This window comes from Rubritalea squalenifaciens DSM 18772 (assembly GCF_900141815.1).
Lineage (GTDB): Bacteria > Verrucomicrobiota > Verrucomicrobiia > Verrucomicrobiales > Akkermansiaceae > Rubritalea > Rubritalea squalenifaciens.
This window is the reverse complement of record NZ_FQYR01000004.1, coordinates 94,789-115,902: the sequence shown is the minus strand read 5'-3', so window position 1 is coordinate 115,902 and position 21,114 is coordinate 94,789. Positions and strand designations below refer to the sequence as shown.

The 21,114-nt window shown below is 53.1% G+C and carries 18 protein-coding genes; 2 read left to right on the top strand and 16 right to left on the bottom strand.

The annotated features are described in order from the left end of the window. Positions 1 to 24: 24 nt before the first annotated feature. The 9 genes from BUB27_RS10720 to BUB27_RS10680 form a co-directional block, all read right to left on the bottom strand. The gene (locus tag BUB27_RS10720) at positions 25 to 981 is read right to left on the bottom strand and encodes a hypothetical protein (protein ID WP_159434914.1); all 957 of its coding nucleotides are present in this window, start codon (positions 979 to 981) and stop codon (positions 25 to 27) included. A 43-nt stretch (positions 982 to 1,024) separates the two neighbouring features. Next, the gene (locus tag BUB27_RS10715; RefSeq protein WP_143183845.1) at positions 1,025 to 1,615 is read right to left on the bottom strand and encodes a CIA30 family protein; all 591 of its coding nucleotides are present in this window, start codon (positions 1,613 to 1,615) and stop codon (positions 1,025 to 1,027) included. A 97-nt stretch (positions 1,616 to 1,712) separates the two neighbouring features. Continuing rightward, positions 1,713 to 2,672 carry a sugar phosphate isomerase/epimerase family protein gene (locus tag BUB27_RS10710; RefSeq protein ID WP_143183844.1) on the bottom strand — a complete coding sequence of 320 codons (960 nt, stop codon included), beginning with the start codon at positions 2,670 to 2,672 and terminating at the stop codon, positions 1,713 to 1,715. A 286-nt stretch (positions 2,673 to 2,958) separates the two neighbouring features. Beyond that, positions 2,959 to 4,686, bottom strand: a complete 1,728-nt coding sequence (locus BUB27_RS10705; RefSeq protein WP_159434913.1) for an AIPR family protein — start codon at positions 4,684 to 4,686, stop codon at positions 2,959 to 2,961. Positions 4,687 to 4,757: 71 nt separating this feature from the next. Continuing rightward, entirely contained in the window at positions 4,758 to 8,018 is a 3,261-nt protein-coding gene (locus tag BUB27_RS10700; RefSeq protein WP_143183842.1) for a ribonucleoside-diphosphate reductase subunit alpha, read from the bottom strand. Positions 8,019 to 8,093: 75 nt separating this feature from the next. Continuing rightward, a complete protein-coding gene (locus BUB27_RS10695; RefSeq protein ID WP_143183841.1) occupies positions 8,094 to 8,462 on the bottom strand; it encodes a four helix bundle protein in 369 nt (122 codons plus the stop codon). 35 nt (positions 8,463 to 8,497) lie between these two features. Further along, positions 8,498 to 9,586, bottom strand: a complete 1,089-nt coding sequence (locus BUB27_RS10690; RefSeq protein ID WP_143183840.1) for a ribonucleotide-diphosphate reductase subunit beta — start codon at positions 9,584 to 9,586, stop codon at positions 8,498 to 8,500. Positions 9,587 to 10,102: 516 nt separating this feature from the next. Next, positions 10,103 to 12,508: a phenylalanine--tRNA ligase subunit beta gene (pheT, locus tag BUB27_RS10685; RefSeq protein WP_143183839.1), complete on the bottom strand. Its 2,406-nt coding sequence runs from the start codon at positions 12,506 to 12,508 to the stop codon at positions 10,103 to 10,105. A gap of 170 nt (positions 12,509 to 12,678) precedes the next feature. Beyond that, entirely contained in the window at positions 12,679 to 12,975 is a 297-nt protein-coding gene (locus BUB27_RS10680) for a HigA family addiction module antitoxin (protein WP_143183838.1), read from the bottom strand. Positions 12,976 to 13,213: 238 nt separating this feature from the next. Here BUB27_RS10680 and BUB27_RS10675 point away from each other — a divergent pair, with 238 nt between their 5' ends. Then, positions 13,214 to 13,471 carry a DUF6899 family protein gene (locus BUB27_RS10675; RefSeq protein WP_143183837.1) on the top strand — a complete coding sequence of 86 codons (258 nt, stop codon included), beginning with the start codon at positions 13,214 to 13,216 and terminating at the stop codon, positions 13,469 to 13,471. A 2-nt stretch (positions 13,472 to 13,473) separates the two neighbouring features. Here BUB27_RS10675 and BUB27_RS10670 read toward each other — a convergent pair whose 3' ends face one another. The 4 genes from BUB27_RS10670 to pheS all read right to left on the bottom strand — a co-directional run bounded on the left by BUB27_RS10670 (position 13,474) and on the right by pheS (position 16,597). Beyond that, entirely contained in the window at positions 13,474 to 14,553 is a 1,080-nt protein-coding gene (locus tag BUB27_RS10670; protein ID WP_143183836.1) for a hypothetical protein, read from the bottom strand. Positions 14,554 to 14,616: 63 nt separating this feature from the next. After that, positions 14,617 to 15,174 (bottom strand): DUF6036 family nucleotidyltransferase, encoded by a 558-nt coding sequence (locus BUB27_RS10665; RefSeq protein ID WP_143183835.1) that lies wholly within the window; start codon positions 15,172 to 15,174, stop codon positions 14,617 to 14,619. Further along, positions 15,158 to 15,499 (bottom strand): hypothetical protein, encoded by a 342-nt coding sequence (locus tag BUB27_RS10660; protein WP_143183834.1) that lies wholly within the window; start codon positions 15,497 to 15,499, stop codon positions 15,158 to 15,160. Before BUB27_RS10660 ends, BUB27_RS10665 begins: the two co-directional genes overlap by 17 nt. 81 nt (positions 15,500 to 15,580) lie before the next feature. Further along, the gene (gene pheS, locus BUB27_RS10655) at positions 15,581 to 16,597 is read right to left on the bottom strand and encodes a phenylalanine--tRNA ligase subunit alpha (RefSeq protein WP_143183833.1); all 1,017 of its coding nucleotides are present in this window, start codon (positions 16,595 to 16,597) and stop codon (positions 15,581 to 15,583) included. Positions 16,598 to 16,801: 204 nt separating this feature from the next. Between pheS and BUB27_RS10650 the strand changes: the two genes are divergently transcribed. Next, positions 16,802 to 19,057: a glycosyl hydrolase family 95 catalytic domain-containing protein gene (locus BUB27_RS10650; protein WP_143183832.1), complete on the top strand. Its 2,256-nt coding sequence runs from the start codon at positions 16,802 to 16,804 to the stop codon at positions 19,055 to 19,057. A 68-nt stretch (positions 19,058 to 19,125) separates the two neighbouring features. Here the strand turns inward: BUB27_RS10650 and BUB27_RS10645 are convergent, their stop codons facing one another. The 3 genes from BUB27_RS10645 to rpmI all read right to left on the bottom strand — a co-directional run bounded on the left by BUB27_RS10645 (position 19,126) and on the right by rpmI (position 21,013). Next, positions 19,126 to 20,106, bottom strand: coding sequence for an aspartyl protease family protein (locus BUB27_RS10645; protein ID WP_143183831.1), 981 nt, complete (start codon positions 20,104 to 20,106; stop codon positions 19,126 to 19,128). 177 nt (positions 20,107 to 20,283) lie between these two features. Beyond that, positions 20,284 to 20,655, bottom strand: a complete 372-nt coding sequence (gene rplT / locus BUB27_RS10640; protein WP_143183830.1) for a 50S ribosomal protein L20 — start codon at positions 20,653 to 20,655, stop codon at positions 20,284 to 20,286. 148 nt (positions 20,656 to 20,803) lie between these two features. Further along, positions 20,804 to 21,013 carry a 50S ribosomal protein L35 gene (gene rpmI, locus BUB27_RS10635; RefSeq protein WP_143183829.1) on the bottom strand — a complete coding sequence of 70 codons (210 nt, stop codon included), beginning with the start codon at positions 21,011 to 21,013 and terminating at the stop codon, positions 20,804 to 20,806. Positions 21,014 to 21,114 lie beyond the last annotated feature (101 nt).

The window sequence follows — 21,114 nt, the reverse complement described above, 5'->3', positions numbered from 1 at the left end:
AATTCTACAACTACTTCGTACTTGCTACTCTCCCTTTGCTGTCTCAAGCGTCTCGCCCTTCATCAGCAGACGTTCGGCGCGGGGGTACCACCAGCGCTGGGTGCTGGACGTGGTTTTGAGGAGCTGGTAGTCGGCGCGGAAGCGGTCCGGGTAGCGCATCATTTCCCAGAAGGCGTGGTTGCTGATAGGAATGAAGCCATTGAGGAGATTGGCGCGTAGCTTGGCCCACTCCTTTTCATCCACGGCTTGGTCGTTATGCGTGCTGACAGTGACCTTGCCGATGCCGTACCATTGCTCCTTCTGGTCATCGGCCTTGCCGTCCTGCTCGTTGGCATCGGACTGGAAGTTGAGGGTGAAGGAATCCGCGCTGTGCGGGACGGAGAACTTGAGTTTGTAGGTGGAGTCAATCGGGACGTTCTGCACCGGCTCATAGCGGGCCCATTGCTGGCGGTAGCCGAGCTCTCCGATATAGGATATGCCAGTGAAGCAATTGTACTTGCCGCGCCCAGTCATATCCTCCGGGTAGTGCTGGCTGCCCGTCCAGTTGTTAGCTAGGCAGTTACTGAAGGTCGTGTTTAACAAGACATATTCATCCAGCAGGGAAATGTTCAGCTTGTCCGGCCCCCAAGTCGTATTCGAGCCATCCCAGGTACCCACGACGAAAAGCTCCACCTCTAGCGTGAGCACCTCGTGCTCCGGCAGATCCTTCACATGCAGGGAGGTCACCGCCTCATCCGTGATACCGCCCAGGAAAGTACGCGCACCATTGGGCGACTTCATCACCTTCCCCTTGGTAACCCACTCTGAGCCTGGCGTATCCCCTTCCTTCCAATCCACCTGATAGACCTGAGGTTTCACTTCCTCCGCCAAGACAGAGCCCGCAAAGCTAAAAGCTACCAACAAACATCCGAAATAGTTCTTACACATCAAGGAGAGGATGTAGCAGACACCACCTAACAGGACAAACGAAAATACGAGCAATTCCCTGCGGATAGTACCATGCTGGTCTTAGCGCGTGACACGCTCACTCCTTCTCGCTCTTCTTGTAAGTCTTCACCCAGTCAACAAACAGCTCGAAAGGTCCAGCTTTCTTGTCCGCCAGTAGCAAGCCCATGCGCTCGATCTTGGCAGGGTCAAACTTCTCCTGATCCAGGCGCATTCCACGGAAGCTCCCCCGGAACTTTTCAAAAGACACACGAACTTCCGTCCACTCTCCCTTGACCGTAGCAAACTCAGCACTGAAGGAGACCGCAGCACTCCCGCGAAAACGGGCATCCGTATTAAAGCGGAGCTGATAGGTCCTTTCATCCCCCTTCACACGTAGCACCACCCCATCAGCCGCACTTAGATCGAGCGGTATGTTCCCCGTCCTCAGCGAGGAGAATCCTCCGTTATTCTCCAGTGACAAGGTACCGCTGAAACGCAGCACCCCATCCTTGGACACCTCCATCTTCCCCTGAGAAAGACCACCCATCACACCATCATCCACCACACGCCAGCCCTGCGCGTCGACTTCCTTTTCGCTAAACTCTGCAATGTTCTCAGCCATACTCGTCACAGTCCCAAGCACCAGCGCAGCCAGCACTCCGGTGGTTTTTCTCCATACCTTTTCCATCCACTAACAACGCATCGATTCCCCTTCAGTCAAAAGGAATCGTCATCGTGCTAGAAAGGATGGTATTCCCCCTGGCTACCAGCACCACTGCTGGTGGTTAACTAAAATGCTTCCTGAGCATGGCGAGAGACTCGGGGATGGCTTTGAGCGGATCTTCCTTGCCTTCAAATTCGAGGGAAACGTAACCCCGGAAATCGGCCTGATGCATGATGGAAGCGATGCGGGCGTAGTCGAGATCTAGCGTGTACCAGCGGCCGCCTCCATAGTAGGTCTTGGCCTGGAGCAGGACCGTTTGAGGGGCGAGCATGCTCAGACGATCATAAGGGTCTTCCAGGAAATTGCCCGTGTCCAAGGTGACTTGGAGCCAAGGGGATTTCACGGCGTCCACCACGCGCTTTACCCCTTCCGGGGTGCAGCCGAGGCCCCAGTGGTTCTCCAGCCCCATGACGACACCTAGCTTCCCCGCCTCCTCAGCGAGTTTGCCGTAGGCATCGATGACCCATTGATAGGCTTCTTCCTCGGTGTGACCGGGAAGAGGTTTTTCTACCCCCCTGTTTTTCATCAGCTCATCAAAAGATTTGGAAGTCCCCCAGGTGCCGGAATTTACCCGCATGGTAGGGATGCCCAGCGCGTGAGCCTGACGCAGGCAGTCCAGCGTGTGCTGATAATTCTTTTCGCGCTTCTCCGCGTCTGGCGAGAGAAAGCCCTGATGCGTGGAGTAGCCCATCAGGTCCAACCCAAGCACAAAGGCCTGGCGTTTGATCTTTTGCAGAGTCGCGTTGTCGGTCTTCTCTAACTGGCGTTGCAAGATCTCCACCCCGTCAAACCCCATACGCGCAGCGTGCTCTAAGCACACATCCATCGGACGCAGATCTTCTCTCTGAAATCCCCAGAAAGAATAGGAAGACACCCCGATCCGGTTGCGGATCTTTGCCTGAGTCTTCGTTGTTTCTCCAGATTCCTCGGCTGTTTCCCCGAGAAGCGTTGTAGGTATGGCTGACACCCCGCCAGCAAGCAGCGCGGAGCTTTTCAAAAACGTTCTACGTGAAGTATGCATCCTTAACTAGCTACTCAATAATGGGGAAAGGGAGAAGCGTGAAATTGGGTAAGCAGGTGCATCTTTTTTGAGTGAAGTGAATGAAATAAACTCTATCTCGCGAACTCAGTTCCCCAGAAAACAAAAAAACCTGCCTGAGCACTCTCAAGCAGGGCTTTGATTTTAGATGGTTAGTGAACCTTACTGGCAAGCTTCAGACTCGCCGCCTTCATTAGCTTCCCTTAGGTCACCCACTCCGCCCCCGGATTATCCACTTCCTGCCGATCCTCCTGATAGACCTCCAGCTTTATTTCTTCTCCGCGAACGCGAAAAGATCATCTGTGCCATTATCCACTGTATCTACTACTGGTTGAATATTCCCGACACATTCATTGTATATCAACTCACACTTACTTTGATTTTTAAACAAGCTACCCAAGAATGCATTTTTATAATCTCTAGAAATAATCAACTCTAACTTATTTATCTGCTCATCGACTAAATTAGGTATCTCACCCAACATATCATCTAACCCAGTATGACAATTAGCAACTCTACTACGGCCTAACGCATTAAAAACTAGAGTCTGTATCATCCTATTCCCGTGGGCTATAATACCACAATGTTCACCTTTACGTTGAAATTCTTTATACACCAGCACCTCGCTAATTGTCCTTAATACGATAACTGCATTCACGACCATTAGAGCTGTAGTTGTCGGATTAAAAATACTTTTATATGGAGCTTTGTTCAAATCAGCCCAAAATCTACCGATCTCACGTTTAACCTGAACTGCTAAACCCACATCTTGATGTAAACACGCGAGAGCAATACAAGCTTCTATCAAATCAAAGGACTTATCGTTGGCTTTAAATAGAATAGAGCGCTTAACATTGTACGTGTAGCCCTCAACCTTTAACTCAGTCACTAAACGTATTTGCTCTTTATCGTGCACTACAAAATCACGACCCTCAATCCTGTTTTGAGTATTATTCGCTCTTGTTACTGAATTACCGAAATCCTCCTCCGAATGTTCCAATGATATAATTCTTACTGGTACAGAGACCGAGTCTAGTGAACTAAGTCCAAATTCTTCCGCATACTTACCTATCGTCGAAACTGTCTGCGCCCCATTCACAATGCTTGCTGCATTTACTTCAAAAAGACCAATATCTCTCTTAGTCCCGCCAGCTCCAGACTTTTTAACAGTATCCGCAGTAATTGTAATACCGTTATTAAAGTAATAAAAATATTCAGGAGATTTCTTCAGAGTTTGTGCAATCTCCTCATTCACCACAGTTGAGCCAAGTAAGCTTCTTATATTCCTTGCAAACAACCTAGGACCATAATCTTTAAAAAAGTTAGCAAGTTCACCACCGCTAATTAACCCATAGTATGCCATATGAGGTGCTTCATTTTTACCCCAATTGGTAAGAGTCATTTGTAGTTTAATTGGCAAATCGTGCACATCTTTGGCCAAGGCGTTATATACTTCACCTAAATTTAAAACCACAGAATGAAAGAGAGGCTCAGGGTCATTAAGCATCTCCAGTGTTTCATTTATACAACCTACGGAATGCACACCTAATGACGGGGCACCTGTATATATCGTAACCAATTCGTACTCAACCCCAAAGCTATCTAAAGCTTTATTAATCGAATCCCACTTTTCATCAAATTTATCACTAAAGTTACTTTTCTCCAAATTGACCAAGTCACGTACACCCTTCATGAACTTACCAACGTCACCACTACTCGGCTCACTCTTTCCGTCTTGTACCCACTTGGCTTGGCACACTACCAACTTTTTAGTATCTTCTGAGTAGTATACAGCGTCAATACCATTGTCGTCTGCACCATCAGTCACTGATAGAGCAGCAGCTTTATTTGAACATCCTGTTGCCAACTTGATACCAAATGCAGCCAAGCATTTGGACAGAATTTGTGACTCTTTATCCTTGGCGCTATCTTTCAAAAATGGCGCAATTTCTTCCTGCAGCTTTTTTGAAATTTGTCTAATGTGAATTTTGCTCATATTATTGCCTCCAATAAATAAAGCCCACAACCTCATAGGTATGTGGGCTTAAACTAAGCTATTATTGCTTCTTACTGGCAAGCTTCGCACTCGCCGCCGTTGAGCATGGCGTCCAGGGAGCAGGCCATTTTTTCTGCGGCGGTGAATTGCTTCTGGCTGCCTACGGCACCGCGGGTTTCCTTCTTCATGCTAACAGTTGATTTCTCGATGTTAGATGCGCCGAGGGTACGGAGGTAGTAGGTGGTCTTGAGGCCAGTGTGCCAGGCGCGGCGGTACATGTGGGAGAGCACCTTGAGGTCTGGCTCTGCGAGGAAGAGGTTGACCGACTGTGACTGGTCGATCCACTTCTGCCTGCGGGCAGCAGCATCAATGACGGCCTCAAATGGCACGCCGAAGACGGTGCGGTGCTTCTCCTTGATCGCGTCCGGGATCTCGGCGATCTGGTCTAGCTCGCCGTCGAAGTACTTGAGCTGATCAAGCATTTCGCGGGTCCAGAGACCGCTCTTCTTGAGGTCATTCACCAGCTCGCGGTTGAGGACGATGAAGTCACCGGAGAGGTTGCTCTTCACGAAGAGGTTCTTGTAGTTCGGCTCGATACATGGGGTGGTGCCCATGATGTTAGAGATGGTAGCGGTCGGCGCGATGGCGAGTACGTTTGAGTTGCGCATGCCGTGCTTGGCGATTTTCTCACGGACGTAGGTCCAGTCCATCTTGCCACCACGTGGTACATCGATCTTCACGCCACGCTCGTCTTCCAGCAGGTCGATGGTGTCCTGTGGCAGGAGACCGCGATCCCACTTGGAGCCTTTGTAAGTGCTGTAGGTGCCACGCTCTGCGGCAATGTCACTGGAGGCGCTGTAGGCGTAGTAAGCGATGGCTTCCATGAACTCGTCATTGAACTCGATGGCTGCGTCTGAGCTGAAGGCGAGGTTCTTCTTGTAGAGTGCATTTTGCAGCCCCATGACACCCATACCGATCGGGCGGTGACGGCTGTTCGCAGTCTTGGCGGCATCGGTCGGGTAGAAGTTGATGTCGATCACGTTGTCCAGCGCGCGGATGGCCACGGTGATGGTCTCCTTGAGCATGTCGTGGTCGAGGGAACCGTCCTCACGGACGTGGTTGTCGAGCACCACGGAGCCGAGGTTACACACAGCGGTTTCTTCGTCGGAAGTATTGAGTGTGATCTCTGTGCAGAGGTTGGAGCTGTGGATGACGCCAGTGTGGTCCTGCGGGGAGCGCAGGTTACATGGGTCCTTGAAGGTGATCCATGGGTGGCCGGTCTCGAAGATCATCTTGAGCATCTTCTTCCACATGTCGATGGCTGGCATCTTGCGGCTCCAGATCTTGCCTTCCTCAGCGAGTGCCTCGTACTCGAGGTAGCGCTGCTCGAAGGCCTTGCCGTAGAGATCGTGCAGGTCTGGAGTTTCGTTTGAGCGGAAGAGTGACCAGTCCTGACGGGCTTCCATGCGCTTCATGAAGAGGTCCGGAATCCAGTTCGCGGTGTTCATGTCATGGCAGCGGCGGCGCTCGTCACCAGTATTCTTACGCAGCTCGAGGAAGTCCTCCATGTCGTTGTGCCAGGTCTCAAGGTAGGCGCAGCCGGAACCGCGGCGCTTGCCGCCCTGGTTCACAGCGACCAGCTGGTCATTGTGCAGCTTGAGGAATGGGATGACCCCCTGGGACTCACCGTTGGTGCCCTGGATGTATCCACCAGTACCGCGTACCGCTGTCCAGGAACCACCGAGACCACCCGCCCACTTGGAAAGGTAGGCGTTGTCCGCGATACCGCGCTGCATGATGCTCTCGATAGAGTCGTCCACCTTGTAGAGGTAGCAGGAGGAGAGCTGGCTGTGCAGGGTACCGGAGTTGAAGAGAGTCGGGGTGGATGAGCAGAAGCGGCGGCTCTTGTAGAGGTTGTAGAGGCGCACGCACCATTCTTCCTTCTTCTCGCCGTCTTCCTTGAAGAGACCCATGGCGACACGCATCCAGAAGAACTGTGGTACTTCCAGGCGGCGTGCTTTCTTGCCAGTCTTGTCCACCACGAGGTAGCGGTCATAGAGAGTCTGGATGCCGAGGAAATCGAAGTCCAGGTCAGCGGTCGGGTCGAGCGCGTCTGCTAGCTTCTTGAGGTCGTAGCGACCGTCGATGATGTCCGGGCTGAGGCGCTTGATCTTCACACCGTGCTTGAGGTACTTGGTGAAGGCGCGTGCGTGTGCCTTCTTCAGACCTTCAATACCATCGGTCAGGATGGACCAGTCGAGCACTTCCTCATAGATGTAGGAAAGAAGGATGCGGCCTGCGAACTTGGCGAAATCCGCGTCCTGCTCGATGAGGGACTTGGCGTTGAGAATGATGGTCTTTTGCAGGCCGGCCTCGGTGATTTCAGAACCGATGGAGCGGCGTAGCTCGCGCTCGATCTCTGTCTCGGTGAGGCAGAGGTCCAGGCCGATAGCGGCGAACTGGATACGCTTCTTCAGTTCGGAACCATCCCAGAAATCAGTATCGCCAGATTCCTTGGAGACAACGACCATGGACTCCTGCTGCGGATCCTCTGTAGGAGCTTCTTCCTCCAGCTTACGGTTGGCAGCGCGCTGAGCGCGGTAAAGGATATAGTGCTCAGCTGTCTTGAAGTGGCCAGCACGCATGAGCTCTTCCTGCACCATGTCCTGAACGTCCTCAATGTGGACGAAAGCTTTCTCTTCCTGACGCACGCGCTCAGTCACGGCGTGGGCCACCTTGGCAGCCGGAGCGGCATCGCGCTTCATGCTGAGGAAGGCCTGGCGGACGGCGTTTTCGATCTTGGTCTCGCTCCAAGGCACTACCTTGCCGCTGCGGCGGATGAGACGGACAGTGAACGGCTCGGAAGACACATTGCTCATTTCGATAGAGCCGTGGTCCGCGAGGGAGCGATTGAAGACGAGAGATTTGGCGACGTCGTGTGCGTCGTTCTCGATGAGTGCCTTTTCAATGAGCAGGTAAAGGTCTGTCTGAGTGAGGGTCAGCTTGCCCGCCTCACCGACCTGATCCATGAGGGACTCAGCGACGTTGTGCGCCACGCTGGAAACAAAGTGGCGGTTATCCTCGTTGAAGATGCTTTCCTCCTCTGCCTGGCGTGCCAGCAAGAGATCGGTCAGAGCACTACCGATGGTATCTGCCACATCAGCGAGGGAGAGTTCGTTCTCCTGCTCGCCGTTGGATACGAAAATCTGAGGAACTTTGAGGGAGCTAGTTCCGAGTTGATCGCGCCAGGCGAAATCAGGTTTCTCGGAGCGTGGACGGGTGACGACGTTTTTCAGAGCGACGTCTTCTTCGAGTGACAGGTTACGGTACATGTTAGTGGGCTACGAATTTGGGGTTTTTGGTTGTTACGGTGAGTGGCTAGGAAAAAGGAGAAAGGATAAAGTGCTCTACTGCTTGGCTTGGAGGGATTTGATCAGCCCCTGGAGCATGGCGGATATTTCTCGCGTCTCTTGAATGAGAGGCTTGTTATCGGGTAGTGCCGGTTGCCCTGTGGCTTTCTTTGCTTTCTGATAGATGTAGAGTTGGGTTCTGAGTTCAGCGCATGAAGACTTTGAGATGCGGAGGAAGCGGATGTATTCCTGAGTGCTGGCTCGTTCAGATCCTTCTGCGATATTGGAAGCTATGGAAACTGCCGCACGCTGCATTTGATCTTTCAGGCCAAAGTCTTTTGAGGTGTGGAGTGCTGTGTAGATATCGACCGCCAGTTGGCAACCTCGCTTCCATACTTCCAGCTCCTCAAAGTTTCTTAGGCCCATCGCTTCATACTTTATCCTTTTTCCTTCATACTTAATTAAAGATCGTCGTCGTCGACTTCAGCGAGGGAAGATGCCTTCTGGTACTCGGTGACACGACCTTCGAAGAAGTTCTGCTCCTTCTTGATGTCCATCATCTCGGCCAGCCATGGGAATGGGTTGGCTGTGGCTTCGCCATTGAGTGGAGGCAGACCACAAGAAGTGAGACGGCGGTCGGCGATGTAGTCGATGTACTGCTCGAACTCCTCAGCATTGAGACCGACGGAGGATACTGGCAGGCAGTCACGGATGAATTTCTTCTCAAGACGGATACCTTCAGCCATGGTTTCACGAAGGTCTGTCTTGAACTCCTCAGTCCAGATGTCTGGGTTCTCATCGATGAGGTCCATGAGGAGGTTACGGAACACCTCGATGTGGTTGGACTCATCACGCAGGGTGTAGCGGAACATCTGACCGATACCCGGGAACTTGTTCTGGCGGTAGAGGGAGAGGATCATGCCGAAGAGACCGTAGAACTGGGTACCTTCCATCACCTGACCGAAGAGGAAGATGTTCTTGGCGAGGTCCTGCTTGTTCTTGAGAACAGTCAGGTCGATGTCACGGCGCATGGAGCGGCTGTTGTTCACCACGAAGGCATTCTTCTCGGAAATGGTCGGGATGTCCTCGAACATAGCCTCACACTCGTGTGGGTTCAGGCCGAGGGAAGAAATCATGTACACCAGGCTGTCTGCGTGGATGTTTTCCTCGTGAGCGTGGCGGCCGAGTACGAGCTTCAGCTCTGGAGCAGTCACGACTTCACGTACCACGTGCTGGATGTTGTCACCTACGATGCCTTCTGCTGCGGAGAAGTAACCAATACCCATCTTGATGATCCAACGCTCAACGTCGGAGATCTCATCGGAGCGCCACTGCTCTACATCCTTCTGCATGGTGATGTCCTCTGGCTCCCAGTGGTTTGCCTTCATGGTCTTGTAGAGCTCATAGGCCCACTGGTATTTGATCGGGAGGATATTGAAGAACATGCTGTCCTTACCATTGATCACACGCTTGTCTGCGAGTGCGGCTTCGGCTTTGTCTGCATCGAGTACAAACTGACGGTCTCCGAGGGTGATGGTGGTAGTAGCCATTGGTGGTAAATGCTTAAGTTTCTGTGGGTGAAAAAAGAGTGATTCGGGGAGGTTTCTGGGGCTGCTCGCTCAATCGCGGCACGGTAGCGACTATGCAGGGAGGACGAGTTTCGGTCAACGTCATTTTCTCTTATATAGTATCCACAAATTATTCACAATACAACATATGGTGTATGTTTAAATTGTACAGATTTCCAAGCTGTCCCACTAATCAGCGTAAATCGCCCAAAAATGAAGCATTCATGGGCATTTAGTTCGTATGTCCAAAACGACACTTATCGGCAGTCTTGGGCCTTAAAAAAAATCTCAGCTTTGTTAGAGCAAATCCACCTCCTTAAAATTTTAAAAAATTCCATCCTCTGCTCAAAATTCGCCTCGCTACCCACCTTCCGCAACCCATAGATTGGGCTTAAAAATTTTATACCCTTTTGAGACCAAATCACGAAAATGAAGGACCCGGAATCTGCCAAGGGCAAAGTCCGGGTCCTTTAAGACTACTTAATAAAATACGCGCATTTAGCGATAGCTGACACCGAGCTTCTTCTGCAGGGTATCGAGCAGCTTCTGGTGCGCCTCATCGACCTCCTTGGCCTTGAGCGTGCGGTCAGGCGAGCGATAGAGAAAGCTGTAGGCGATGGATTTCTTGTCCGCGGCGAGCTTCTCCCCTGTCGGGTCGGTGAAGACGTCGAAGCAGTGGTAGTCCACCAGCAGCATTTCGTTGTGCTTCTTGATGGCCTGCTCGATGGCGGCGTTCTCGAGAGTCGCTGGAGCCTCCATTGCGGCATCACGGCTGGAGCCTGGGAAGTGAGGAAGGTCTTCCACCTTATCCAGACCGCTGGCAAGCTGCTGAAGCTTGGCGAGCTCAAGCTCGGCCACATAGATCGGCTTGGTGGAATCGAGCTCACGGCAGCGTGCCGGGCTGAGCTGGGCGAATGCACCGATCGGCTTGTCGTCTGCCAGAACATTGGCGCAAAGGATGTAGCCTTCACGATCCTGCTTCTTAAGCTGGATCTTAGCCTGAGGGAGAAGCGCTGAAATCACCGCCTTGAGATCGTAGAGATCGGTCACATCCGGCTGCTTCTTGCTCCAGTGGATCGGAGCCTTGTCACCGGAAATCAGGATGGCTACGGAATCGCTCTCCAGGTCCTTGGCCTTGCCGCCACCTGCATTGCGGAACTGGCGACCCATTTCGAAGAAGCGCAGAGCCTTTTTACCCTGACGGATATTACGGGCAGCCACAGCCACGAGACCCGGCACCAGGCTCGGACGCATGACGGCGTGGTCTTCGGAAAGCGGAAGCGCCACCTTGATCAGATCACCATCCATGAGAGGACGTAATGGAAGTGCGTCCTTCATCTGGGCGACGGTGTTGTCGTTGGAAGACTCAGCGATCAGCTTGATGGTCTGTGCCTCGTAGAAACCGAGCGCAGCCAGCTGCTGCTTCACCTTCATCTGGAAATCGTAGGCTTTGTCCACGTCGCTCTCCTCCACATAGGAACCGAGGAAACGGGACTCCACTTTATCGAGGCCGTGCACACGGGCAATCTCTTCCACCAAGTCGATGTGACGCACGAGATCGAGACGGAAGGAAGGGATCTCCCATTCGTCGTTCGCACCTTCGGTGAGGCCGAGCTTGGTGAGGATGGACTTGGCTTCATCGAGCGTGATGCTGCCACCCATGAGCTGCTCAAGCTTGGCGATGTCAAGCTTCACTGGGGCGGTAAGAACTGGAGCCTCGCCAGCAATGAGAGTGTCTCCTTCGATCGTACCACCAGCGACTTCCACGATCAGCTTGGCGGCGAGTGCGGAAGCGGCGAGCACACTCTGTGGATCAGAGCCACGCTCGAAACGGTAGGAAGAATCAGAGCTGAGTGCGGTGCGGCGTGAGCTGCGGCGGATGAAGGAAGGCGTGAAGTAAGCAGACTCCAGAACGATGTCGGTGGTCGCCTCGTTCACGCCAGAGTCTTCACCTCCCATGATACCGCCCAGAGCAAGGGCATTGCCTGCGTCATCGGAAATAAGGAGGTCGTCTTCGGTAAGCTTGAGCTTGCCGCCGTCGAGAGCGTTGAACTCTTCACCGTCCTTGGCGAGACGGATGTCGAGATTGCCGGAAATCTTGGCCGCGTCGAAAGCGTGCAGCGGGTGACCAAGCTCGTGCAGGACGTAGTTGGTGATGTCCACCACGTTGTTGATCGGCTTCAGGCCGATGGCTTCCAGCTTGGTCTTCAGCCACTCCGGGCTGTCGCCGACTTTTACGCCGGAGATCTTCACTCCGGTGTAGTAAGGGCAGCGGTCCGCTGCGGAAATCTTGATGAAATCACCAGCGGCAGCCGTACCGGCGCTTGGGATTTCGAAGGGCTTGCGCTCTTTACCAGTCAGAGCGGAGAGCTCGCGGGCCATGCCTGTGTGGCTGAGAAGGTCCGGACGGTTCGGGGTGACCTCCACTTCAATGATCGTGTCACTGGAGAAGATCTCTACGAGCGGCTTACCAATCTCGTAGTCCTCTGGAAGGATCATCAGGCCGTCTTCCATGTCGATCAGACCGATCTCACCAGCAGCGCAGAGCATACCGAGGGACTCCACGCCGCGCAGCTTGCCTTCTTTGATCACAAAGCCACCACCAAGGTCGGCACCAGGAAGCGCGCATGGCACCTTGTCCCCTACCTTGTAGTTCTTGGCACCACAAACGATCTGGCGCAGCTCGCCTTCACCCGCATCCACCTTGCAAACCTTGAGTTTGTCGGCGTCCGGATGCTGAACAGCCTCCTTCACCTGGGCGACGACGATCTTGTCGGATGGTACTCCTGAAGCGGAAATCCCCTCCACCTCCACACCAGCAAAGGTAAGCAGGTCATCGAGCTGCTGGATGCTGTAGTCGCTGAGGTCGAGATGATCGTTGAGCCAGTTGAATGAAACGTTCATGGTAAATAGCTTGGTATATCTGAAAACTTGAGCTCCGAAACACAGCCGCGTCCCGGATTTTGCCTCAAGTTCCCTGTAACAGAACCCCCAAAATGTCAATCCTTCAGCGGTACACATTCACCGCTCGCAAAGCGAGCTACCCACCCCGGCACCGGCCAATGCATCCGGTGCTATGCCGCACTCACGGGCTGGATATGCTCGATCTCGCTTTTCTTTTCCTCGCCTACCGTGCGCAGGTCGTAATTATTCTGAAGGTTAAGCCAGAATTGCGCGGTAGTACCAAAGTAGCGTGCAAAACGCAGTGCCGTATCTACAGTGACAGCCACCTCGCCTTTCACCAGACGCGTGATGCGGCTGTGAGGCACTCCGACAGCTTTCGCCAGCTTGTACTGGCTAATCTCCATCGGCTCCAAGAACTCAAGTTGCAAGACTTCGCCGGGCTTTGGTTCAGATAATTTTGTGCTCATTGCTTTGTTCGGTTCGTTATTTTGAGGTAACCAAGGCTAGTGGTAGTCGCAGATTTCAACCTCCATGGCTTAGCTTCCTTGCACTTGATGCCACCGATCACCGACACACTATGTGCTCACCTCGCAAATAGACCAACAACTATTTGCGCTTATCGCAAACACCAACCAACACACCAATTTGAAGCAATCAGGAAAATCGAGTTAGACACCGAAACTGCGGCTCTCTAGTCTAATCACCATGCCATATATTGACACTGACAGACGTCCGGCCATTGATGCCGGGGATGCACCGCAGAACGCCGGGGAATTGAACTACGCTATTTCCAAACTCGTGGATGCCTACCTCATTCAGAAAGGCGGCCTGCGCTACACACACATCAATGAGGTCGTGGGCGTCCTGGAATGCGCCAAGCTGGAAGTGTACCGCCGTCTGGCTGCTCCCTATGAAGACTCAAAGATCGCGGAGTCCGGTGATGTGTATGAGGTGCTGAAGTAGGATCACAGCATCGCATCAATCCTGTCCTGTTCTTGTTTAATCAGTTTAGAATACCTCCTAACTGTAATAAACGAAGCGGAGCGTTTTGCAGCGGTATAGCCTTTCTTCAGAGCATTCAGGTGTAGACCACCTACTTGCTTGGTCCACTTGTGTGCAATCTTAAAGGATTGAGCTGCCCTCTCCTCATTATCCACTCCGACTGAGAATTCAAACAGCACCTCAATGGTCATTCTGCCAAGGCCAATACCCTGCCACTCATCAAACAGACCAAGCTCTTCATCAACTTTTAACACGTACTCATAGGCTGAATCATAATCGCCTGAGCTAAGACAGGTGGAGATGAGGTTCCCATAAACGCTGGTTCTATCCCAATGGCTTTCACTGCCGTCTAACTTCTTTAACTGATAACCTGCAACCTTCTCATACTCCCCCAAAGCTTTATATGCATGCATTAGGAAGTTGTTTTTAGCAGCCGATTCAGGCTCAGCTTTTTCCCACTGTTCTAGATATTTACGAGCTAGAGGGAGGTTACCAAAGTACAAATACCTTTCGTAGAGCGTGATAGCCTCTTCCTCATTTTCCGATCGAGGATACTGGCTCTTCATACGGTCCCACCACTCATCAAGCCCATCGGCATACTCTTCATATTTATAGTCATCTATCGCTTCCAATAGATCAGGAAACTCTTTTGCCACATAATCATTGGTTTTCTCCCTTAGCGTATGGAAAGCAAACTCGATATCAAATCCGCAATGAGTATCAAAATTTGCGATCTTAGCTTTTATAAACCGCCCAACATCAGCAGGATCACCAAACTCAAGTGCCATTGTAGCCACTAACCACAAAGCTTCGCCGATCCCCTGAAAGCTATCCTTGCGACGCGCTAAAATCTCTTCATCAAACAAGAATCTTATAAACTCAGAATCCTCTACTCGCCTATCGTACTGAAGCTGCAATAGAACCTTATATCTATTCTTTTCATTGCCATCATGCCTAGCTCTATCATCAGACTTAGCTTCAACATATGCCAATTCACCCCACAGGCCACGATTATTACGATACTCAGTTAGATCTCTAAACATCTTGAAGCGGTATTAATACACATTTCAAAAGACTATCCAGATCGAAAAATCCGCAGTCGAAACCTAACTCGTCCTCAACCTCTCCTTCACCAAGGCGTAGTTCTTGAGCACGCCTTCTAGCAGCTCTGGGTGTGGGCAGCCGTTATGGATGAACTTTTCCAGGTCAGCGGAGGTGATGATCCCTTCGTTGATCATGCCGGCGACGAAGAGGATGTCTTTCTCACGGCCGGCCTCGGTCTTGTTGTAGGCAAGGTCGAGCGGGTGCAGGCAGTGGCCTTCGATCTCTCCAATGGCGTACTTCACACAGCGCTCCAGCCAGCCCTCCGGCTGACTCAGCATGGTCCAGTCGCCCACGCGCTCCACATAGAAGTCGTGCTCGACTTCGAACTGGGAGTACTGCCCCACCTTTTCATCGCCCGGCTTGAAGGTTTCTGTCTTCAGGCGGCGGATGGGAAACATGTCGATATCCGCGGAGAGGCGGAGGTATCCGGGGGCATCAGGATGAGAAGCGAGGATCGAGGCGGAGCCGACCACCACGAAGCGCTTGCGGTCATAAGCCTTGGAAGCGGCTTGCAGGGCGATCTTCAGGTCGCTTTCGAATAGTTCACGAGCGTTTTGCATCGGCGCCGTCATAGTCAGCGGGAAAAACAAAGGGAGAACAAGCGCGTAACTGATCTGTCACAGGATCTTGATCCCGGAAAATCGCGATAATCCTCTCCAGCCCCCAGGTCTGCAGGATCAATTCCCATTCCCGGGTCACGGCATTGCAGCGATCCGGGCCAGCAAGACGCTGCTTGACCACGCTCATCGCCTCTTTGATGCAATTGGGATGCTGCTCAATATAGTCCGCAATCCTTCCATGCACACGGCTTTGGCGCGCCTGCATGCGTCTCAACCCGGCTTTCTTCTTCGCCAGAATTTCTTGGAGGGAACCTTTCTCGGTCATTACAGAAAAATCTTACAACTTCTCCGTCACATGTAAAGTCAGGCCTTCGGGGCGCGCAAATCGTCACCCCGGCTGGCAAAATCAGGCAAACTGCTGGAGGAAGCGCGCATCATTCTCGATCAGCAGACGGATGTCCTTGATGCCGTACTGGATCATCGCAAGGCGATCAATCCCCATACCGAAGGCAAAGCCTGTCACGTTCTCAGGATCAAAGGCATCATCCTTGCGCTGCTCACTCACGGAGGAGAACACAGCCGGATCCACCATGCCGCAGCCAGCGACCTCGATCCATTTTGGCTCCTGCCCCTTCACGTGAAGCTTCACGTCGATCTCGAAGCTAGGCTCGGTGAATGGGAAGAAGTGAGGGCGGAAGCGCACCTCGGTGTCCGTGCCGAACATGGCGCGGAGGAAATATTCCAGCGTTCCTTTCAGATCGCCCAGCTTCACATCTTTGTCCACGTAGAGACCTTCGAGCTGGTTGAAGACGGAAAGGTGGGTGGCATCGATCTCATCGCGGCGGTAGGCGGAGCCCGGGGCGATGATGCGGACTGGCGCGCTAGCCTTCTCCATGGTGCGGATCTGCACGCTAGAGGTGTGGGTGCGCAGCAGCTTGCCGCTATCGAAATAGAAAGTATCCTTCTCGTTACGTGCCGGGTGATCGTCCGGAGTATTCAGCGCATCAAAGCAGTGGTACTCGGTCTCGATCTCAGGACCGTCTGCGAGCGCGAAGCCCATGCGGCGGAGAATGGAAACGGCGCGGTCTTTCACCAGCGTCAGCGGGTGCAAGCCACCCTGAAGAAGCTCACGGCCGGGAAGAGTCAGGTCAATACCCTCGACAGACTTCTTGTCAGCCTCAGACTCAAGAGCGGCTTTTTTCTCGTCGATCGCCTGGGTGATCGCGGTGCGCGCCACATTGAGCGCCTGGCCCATGATAGGCTTCTGGTCATTTGGCAGGTCTTTCATACCTGCGGACGCCAGGGTGAGGCTTCCCTTTTTCCCAAGGAAAGCCACGCGGGCATCATCAAGAGATCTCTCATCTGTAGCCGCTGCTACCGCAGCCAGCGCATCAGCCTGAATGGTTTCAATCTGCTCTTTCATGGACGCCTTGTGCCTTGCCACAAATCCCCGCCAAAGTCCACTGATTTAAACCCTCTACTCCCATGCATTCACCTCACACGCGGCCTCCCCCCGACTTTGACTCATGATTTAGAGCCAGCGCATCCATGCAAAATATTTTGCACAACCTCGAAAGAATCCCACCCCCCTGAGGGTAAAGAAGGAACACAACAAGCACGACATCTTATGCTTAAAGCGATTTCGACATATTCCTTGGCCGGTGTTCTCTGCACCCTACCACTGAACGCAGAAAGTATGCAAACCAGCCCCGAACGCATCCAGGACACACTCAGAGAAGACTCCATGAGCCTTCCTGCCCCCATTCAGCGCTGGGACAACGCGCTACCACTCGGTAACGGCCTGACCGGCGGTCTACTCTGGGGCGAAGGACGCGAGCTCCGCCTCTCACTCGATCGAGGCGATCTATGGGACGAGCGCGGCAACGCAGCCAGCAAAGACCCCAAGCGCAACCTGCAGACCTTGCTGGAATCGATCGAGAACAAAGACGGTAAGACTTTTAGCCGTCTGTTCGACCAGACCTACAACGGCAGCCCCTGGACCAAGATCCCTGGAGCACGCCTTGTCATGACCCTCCCCGAGGGAAACGCAGCGGAGAATTTCCATCTGGAATTCGAGAAGGCGCTGGCGACTGTAGATCTGGGCAAAAAACAACAGGCGCAGGCCTTCTTCTCTGCCACGAAGCCAGTCATCCTGCTGAAACTGCCACTGGGCACGGAGTTCAACCTCATCCGCCCGCAGTCCATCGACAAGCTCGGCTACCCAGCACCAAACACCAAGACCAGTACCAACGAAGCCTTCTTCACGCAGCAGACTGCCGAAGGACTGGAATACACCTTCTATGTACGCTGGCTGGAACAAGAGGATCATTTGCTGACCGCCATCGCAATCACGACCAACCAGGAGTCCAGCCATAGCCTTGCGCTGGCCAGAAAATACGCGATGGCCGGCCTCACCACAGGCTGGGACGAATTGCTCGATGAGCACAGGCAGTGGTGGGACAAGTTCTACAACCAATCAGAGGTCTCCATCCCTAAGCCACGCCTGCAAAACCACTACAATCTGGTCAAATACTACTACGGCTCCGCCAGTCGCGCCGATGCCCCACCAATGCCCCTACAAGGCGTATGGACAGCTGACGAAGGTAGCCTGCCACCTTGGAAGGGCGACTACCACAACGACCTCAATACGCAAATGAACTACGTGGCTTGGCAAGCTGCCGGCCTGGAGGAGTCAGGCATGTCCTACATCAATTACTACGTGGACCGCATGGAGCAGTTCCGCAAGTACGGCAAAGAGTTCTTCGGTCTGGATACCGCCATGGTCCCCGGTGTGATGACACTCAAGGGTCAGGCCATGGGCGGCTGGCCACAATACGCCATGTCCATGACTGCCGGACTCTGGAACGGCCACGCCCTCTACCAGCACTGGAAGATAAGCCAGGATAGAGCCTTTCTAGAAAAAACCGCCTACCCATGGCTGGCCGAGATCATGAGCTCCGTTATCGCGCTGACCGATGAAAAAGACGGCAAGCTCTACCTGAAACTCTCCACCAGCCCGGAGTGGAACAACGGTAGCTTCAATGCCTACCTCAAGGGCAATTCCAATTTCGACCAAGCTCTACTGAGCTGGGGACTTGGCGCCCTACAGGAAATGGCCGAGGAATTGGACAAGAAGCAAGACGCCCAGAAATGGGCTGGCTACCTGGCCAAGATGCCCTCACTCCAGGTCGACTCAGAGACACAGACTCTCGAGGTCGCCAAGGGCATTCCTTTCGACCACAGCCACCGCCATTTCTCCCACACACTGGCCATCCACCCGCTGGGCATCCTCAACATCGAGCAAGGGCCTGAGCAAAAAGCACTGGTGCGCAACTCAGTCCGCCAGCTTATCGATAACGGAAGCTCCGCCTGGACCGGGTATTCATTCACCTGGGCTGCCTCTCTGGCAGCCAGGGCTGGATTCCCCGAGGATGCAGCACGCCTGCTCACCGACTTCGAAAGAGCCTTCGTGACCCGCAATGGATTCCACGTCAATGGGGACCAGACTAAAAGCGGTCTCTCCGGATTCACCTACCGCCCCTTTACCCTGGAAGGGAACTTCCTCTTTATGGACGCCGTTCAGGAAATGTACCTGCAGAGCTGGGGCGAAACACTCCGCATCTTCCCAAGTGTTCCTGCCGACTGGAAGGACTGCTCTTTCCGCGACTTGCGCGCGGAGGGAGGACTCAAAGTCTCAGCCACCCGCAAGGACGGCATGACCCAGAGTGTGACAATCAGCTCCAAACACGGCGGCCAAGTCAACTTACGAAACCCGTTTGGCAAAGAGCCCTATCAGAGCTCACGCCCGATAAAAACAAAGGACGGCCTGCTCGTGGCGACACTCAAAGCCGGAGAAAGCATCACCCTCACCAGCAAACTTTAACCATCCCCCGAAATCAAAAAGCCGCCCAGAGAAATCTGGGCGGCTTTTTTCTAATGATCTCTGGCCGACTAGTTAGCCTTAGCCCCCCTTTTGAGAACAATGCGCTTAGGAATGATGATCTGCTGACTTCCAAAGTCGACAAAGGCACCTCCGCTAGCAAGCACCTTGCCCCCCAAGATACCACCAAGATTCTTACCCTTTGGCGCCTTGAGTGTCCCATCCATGGTGTGGGTGTGGAAATAAATCTTTGGAAACCTCGCCTTACCACCGAGTACGGCATCCTTTGCCATCACCACCTTGGCATTGTTCACGCGCTTATCTCCAGCGCCGCCAAAGGAGGAATTCTCTTTGATAACTTCCAAGCCAAGCTTTTCCGCAACACCCGGTTCGATAGTTCCAGTCCCTGCACCAGTATCGATCAGAAATGAATAAGACTCACCATCAATGATCAGATCCACGAAGGGCATGCCATGCATACCTCTCTCGAAAGGAATCTTTACAGCCTTATCGTCCTCGAACCGATCAGCAAAGGCACCTTCTGAAAGCCCCTCATCAGGCACAAGCAGAGCTGTTTTGGCGGTATCCACCACCACATTCCATTGGTTCAGCAAGCGAGCACCAATCAGCCCGTCTGGAATCACTTTCTCTCCATCCAACTCCAGCGCCGCATGGTGTAGGGCAATCACATAAGTCTGCACCCCCTTAGCCACTCTCGGTGCATCACCTATGGAGAAACGACCAACGCGAGTCTTCTGCATGGCAACCGATCCACCCGCTGCACCCGCTTTACCTCCGTCATTCAGCTGCTTGCCGAGCTTTTTCGCAGTACCTTGCGCAAGCACTAGCTCCATGCCTGCTCCAGAATCCACTAGAAAACGAAAATCACGATTCCCTACCTTCACGGGAGCCAAATAGTGGCCAGATCTATCCGTACGGATCAGTGGCACGCTGTGGTATTTCCCAGCCTTCGCTTCTTCCTTCTGCTGGGCTTCCACGGGAAGGGCTGCCAGCATGGCGAGTGCCGCATATGTCAAAGTCTTCGATATCATTGTCTCAGTTTAGATTATTGTTCCCGCCTTCAATAATCCCGCCTCCTGGGCACCACAAATCACAATCCCCCGCGATCACCGGCCCCATTTCCACCCCACATGCAGCAGGGCACAAAAAGAAACAGCCGCCGGGAGAACCCAGGCGGCTGTGTAAAAAGTTTATTGGAGTGCTGTGTGTTACTTAGCAGCTTTCTTCGCGAGTGCCTCTTTGGACTGCTCAACGATCACGTTGAAGGAAGCGATGTCGTTCACAGCAAGGTCAGCGAGGATCTTGCGGTCTACTTCGATTCCAGCAGCCTTGAGACCTTCCATGAAGCGGCTGTAGGTAAGGTCCTGTGCACGGGAAGCAGCGGAAATACGCTGAATCCAGAGTCGGCGGAATTGACCCTTGCGCTTCTTACGGTCGCGGTACTCATATTGACGTGCCTTGATGACAGCGTCCTTGGCGTAACGATATAGCTTTGAACGGAAACCGCGGAAACCCTTCGCGCGTAAAAGGATACGCTTGCGACGAGAACGGCTTGCCGGACTATTTGTTGCTCTTGGCATGTTTTCTTATTCTCTTGATCAAACTGTTTTCTGATAGCTCCCGCAGTCTCGCTTGATCGTATTCCAGCTTGGCTGGACAGGCTACGTGGAGTTCCACCCGATTCGCGGGTGGGGCGCGTCAGTTGACGCACCTCAATGATTCACCGGATTAGGCGAAAGGAAGGTTTTCCTTAACGCGTGGTACATCCGCCTCGGAAACGAGGGTAGCTTTCCCGAGGGAACGCTTGCGCTTGCTGCTCTTCTTCTGAAGAATGTGGCGCTTACCTTGTTTACGGCGAAGGATCTTACCTGTACCGGTGACCTTGAAGCGCTTAGCTACTGACTTACGTGTCTTGGCTTTTCCTGCTTTTCTGGCCATGGGACGCGCAAACTAGTCTTAACACGGCAATATACAAGCCAAATTTTTGAGAATTTCCTGACATTTTGCCCATTTCGCTCCCATCAAACCACCTCGGCAGG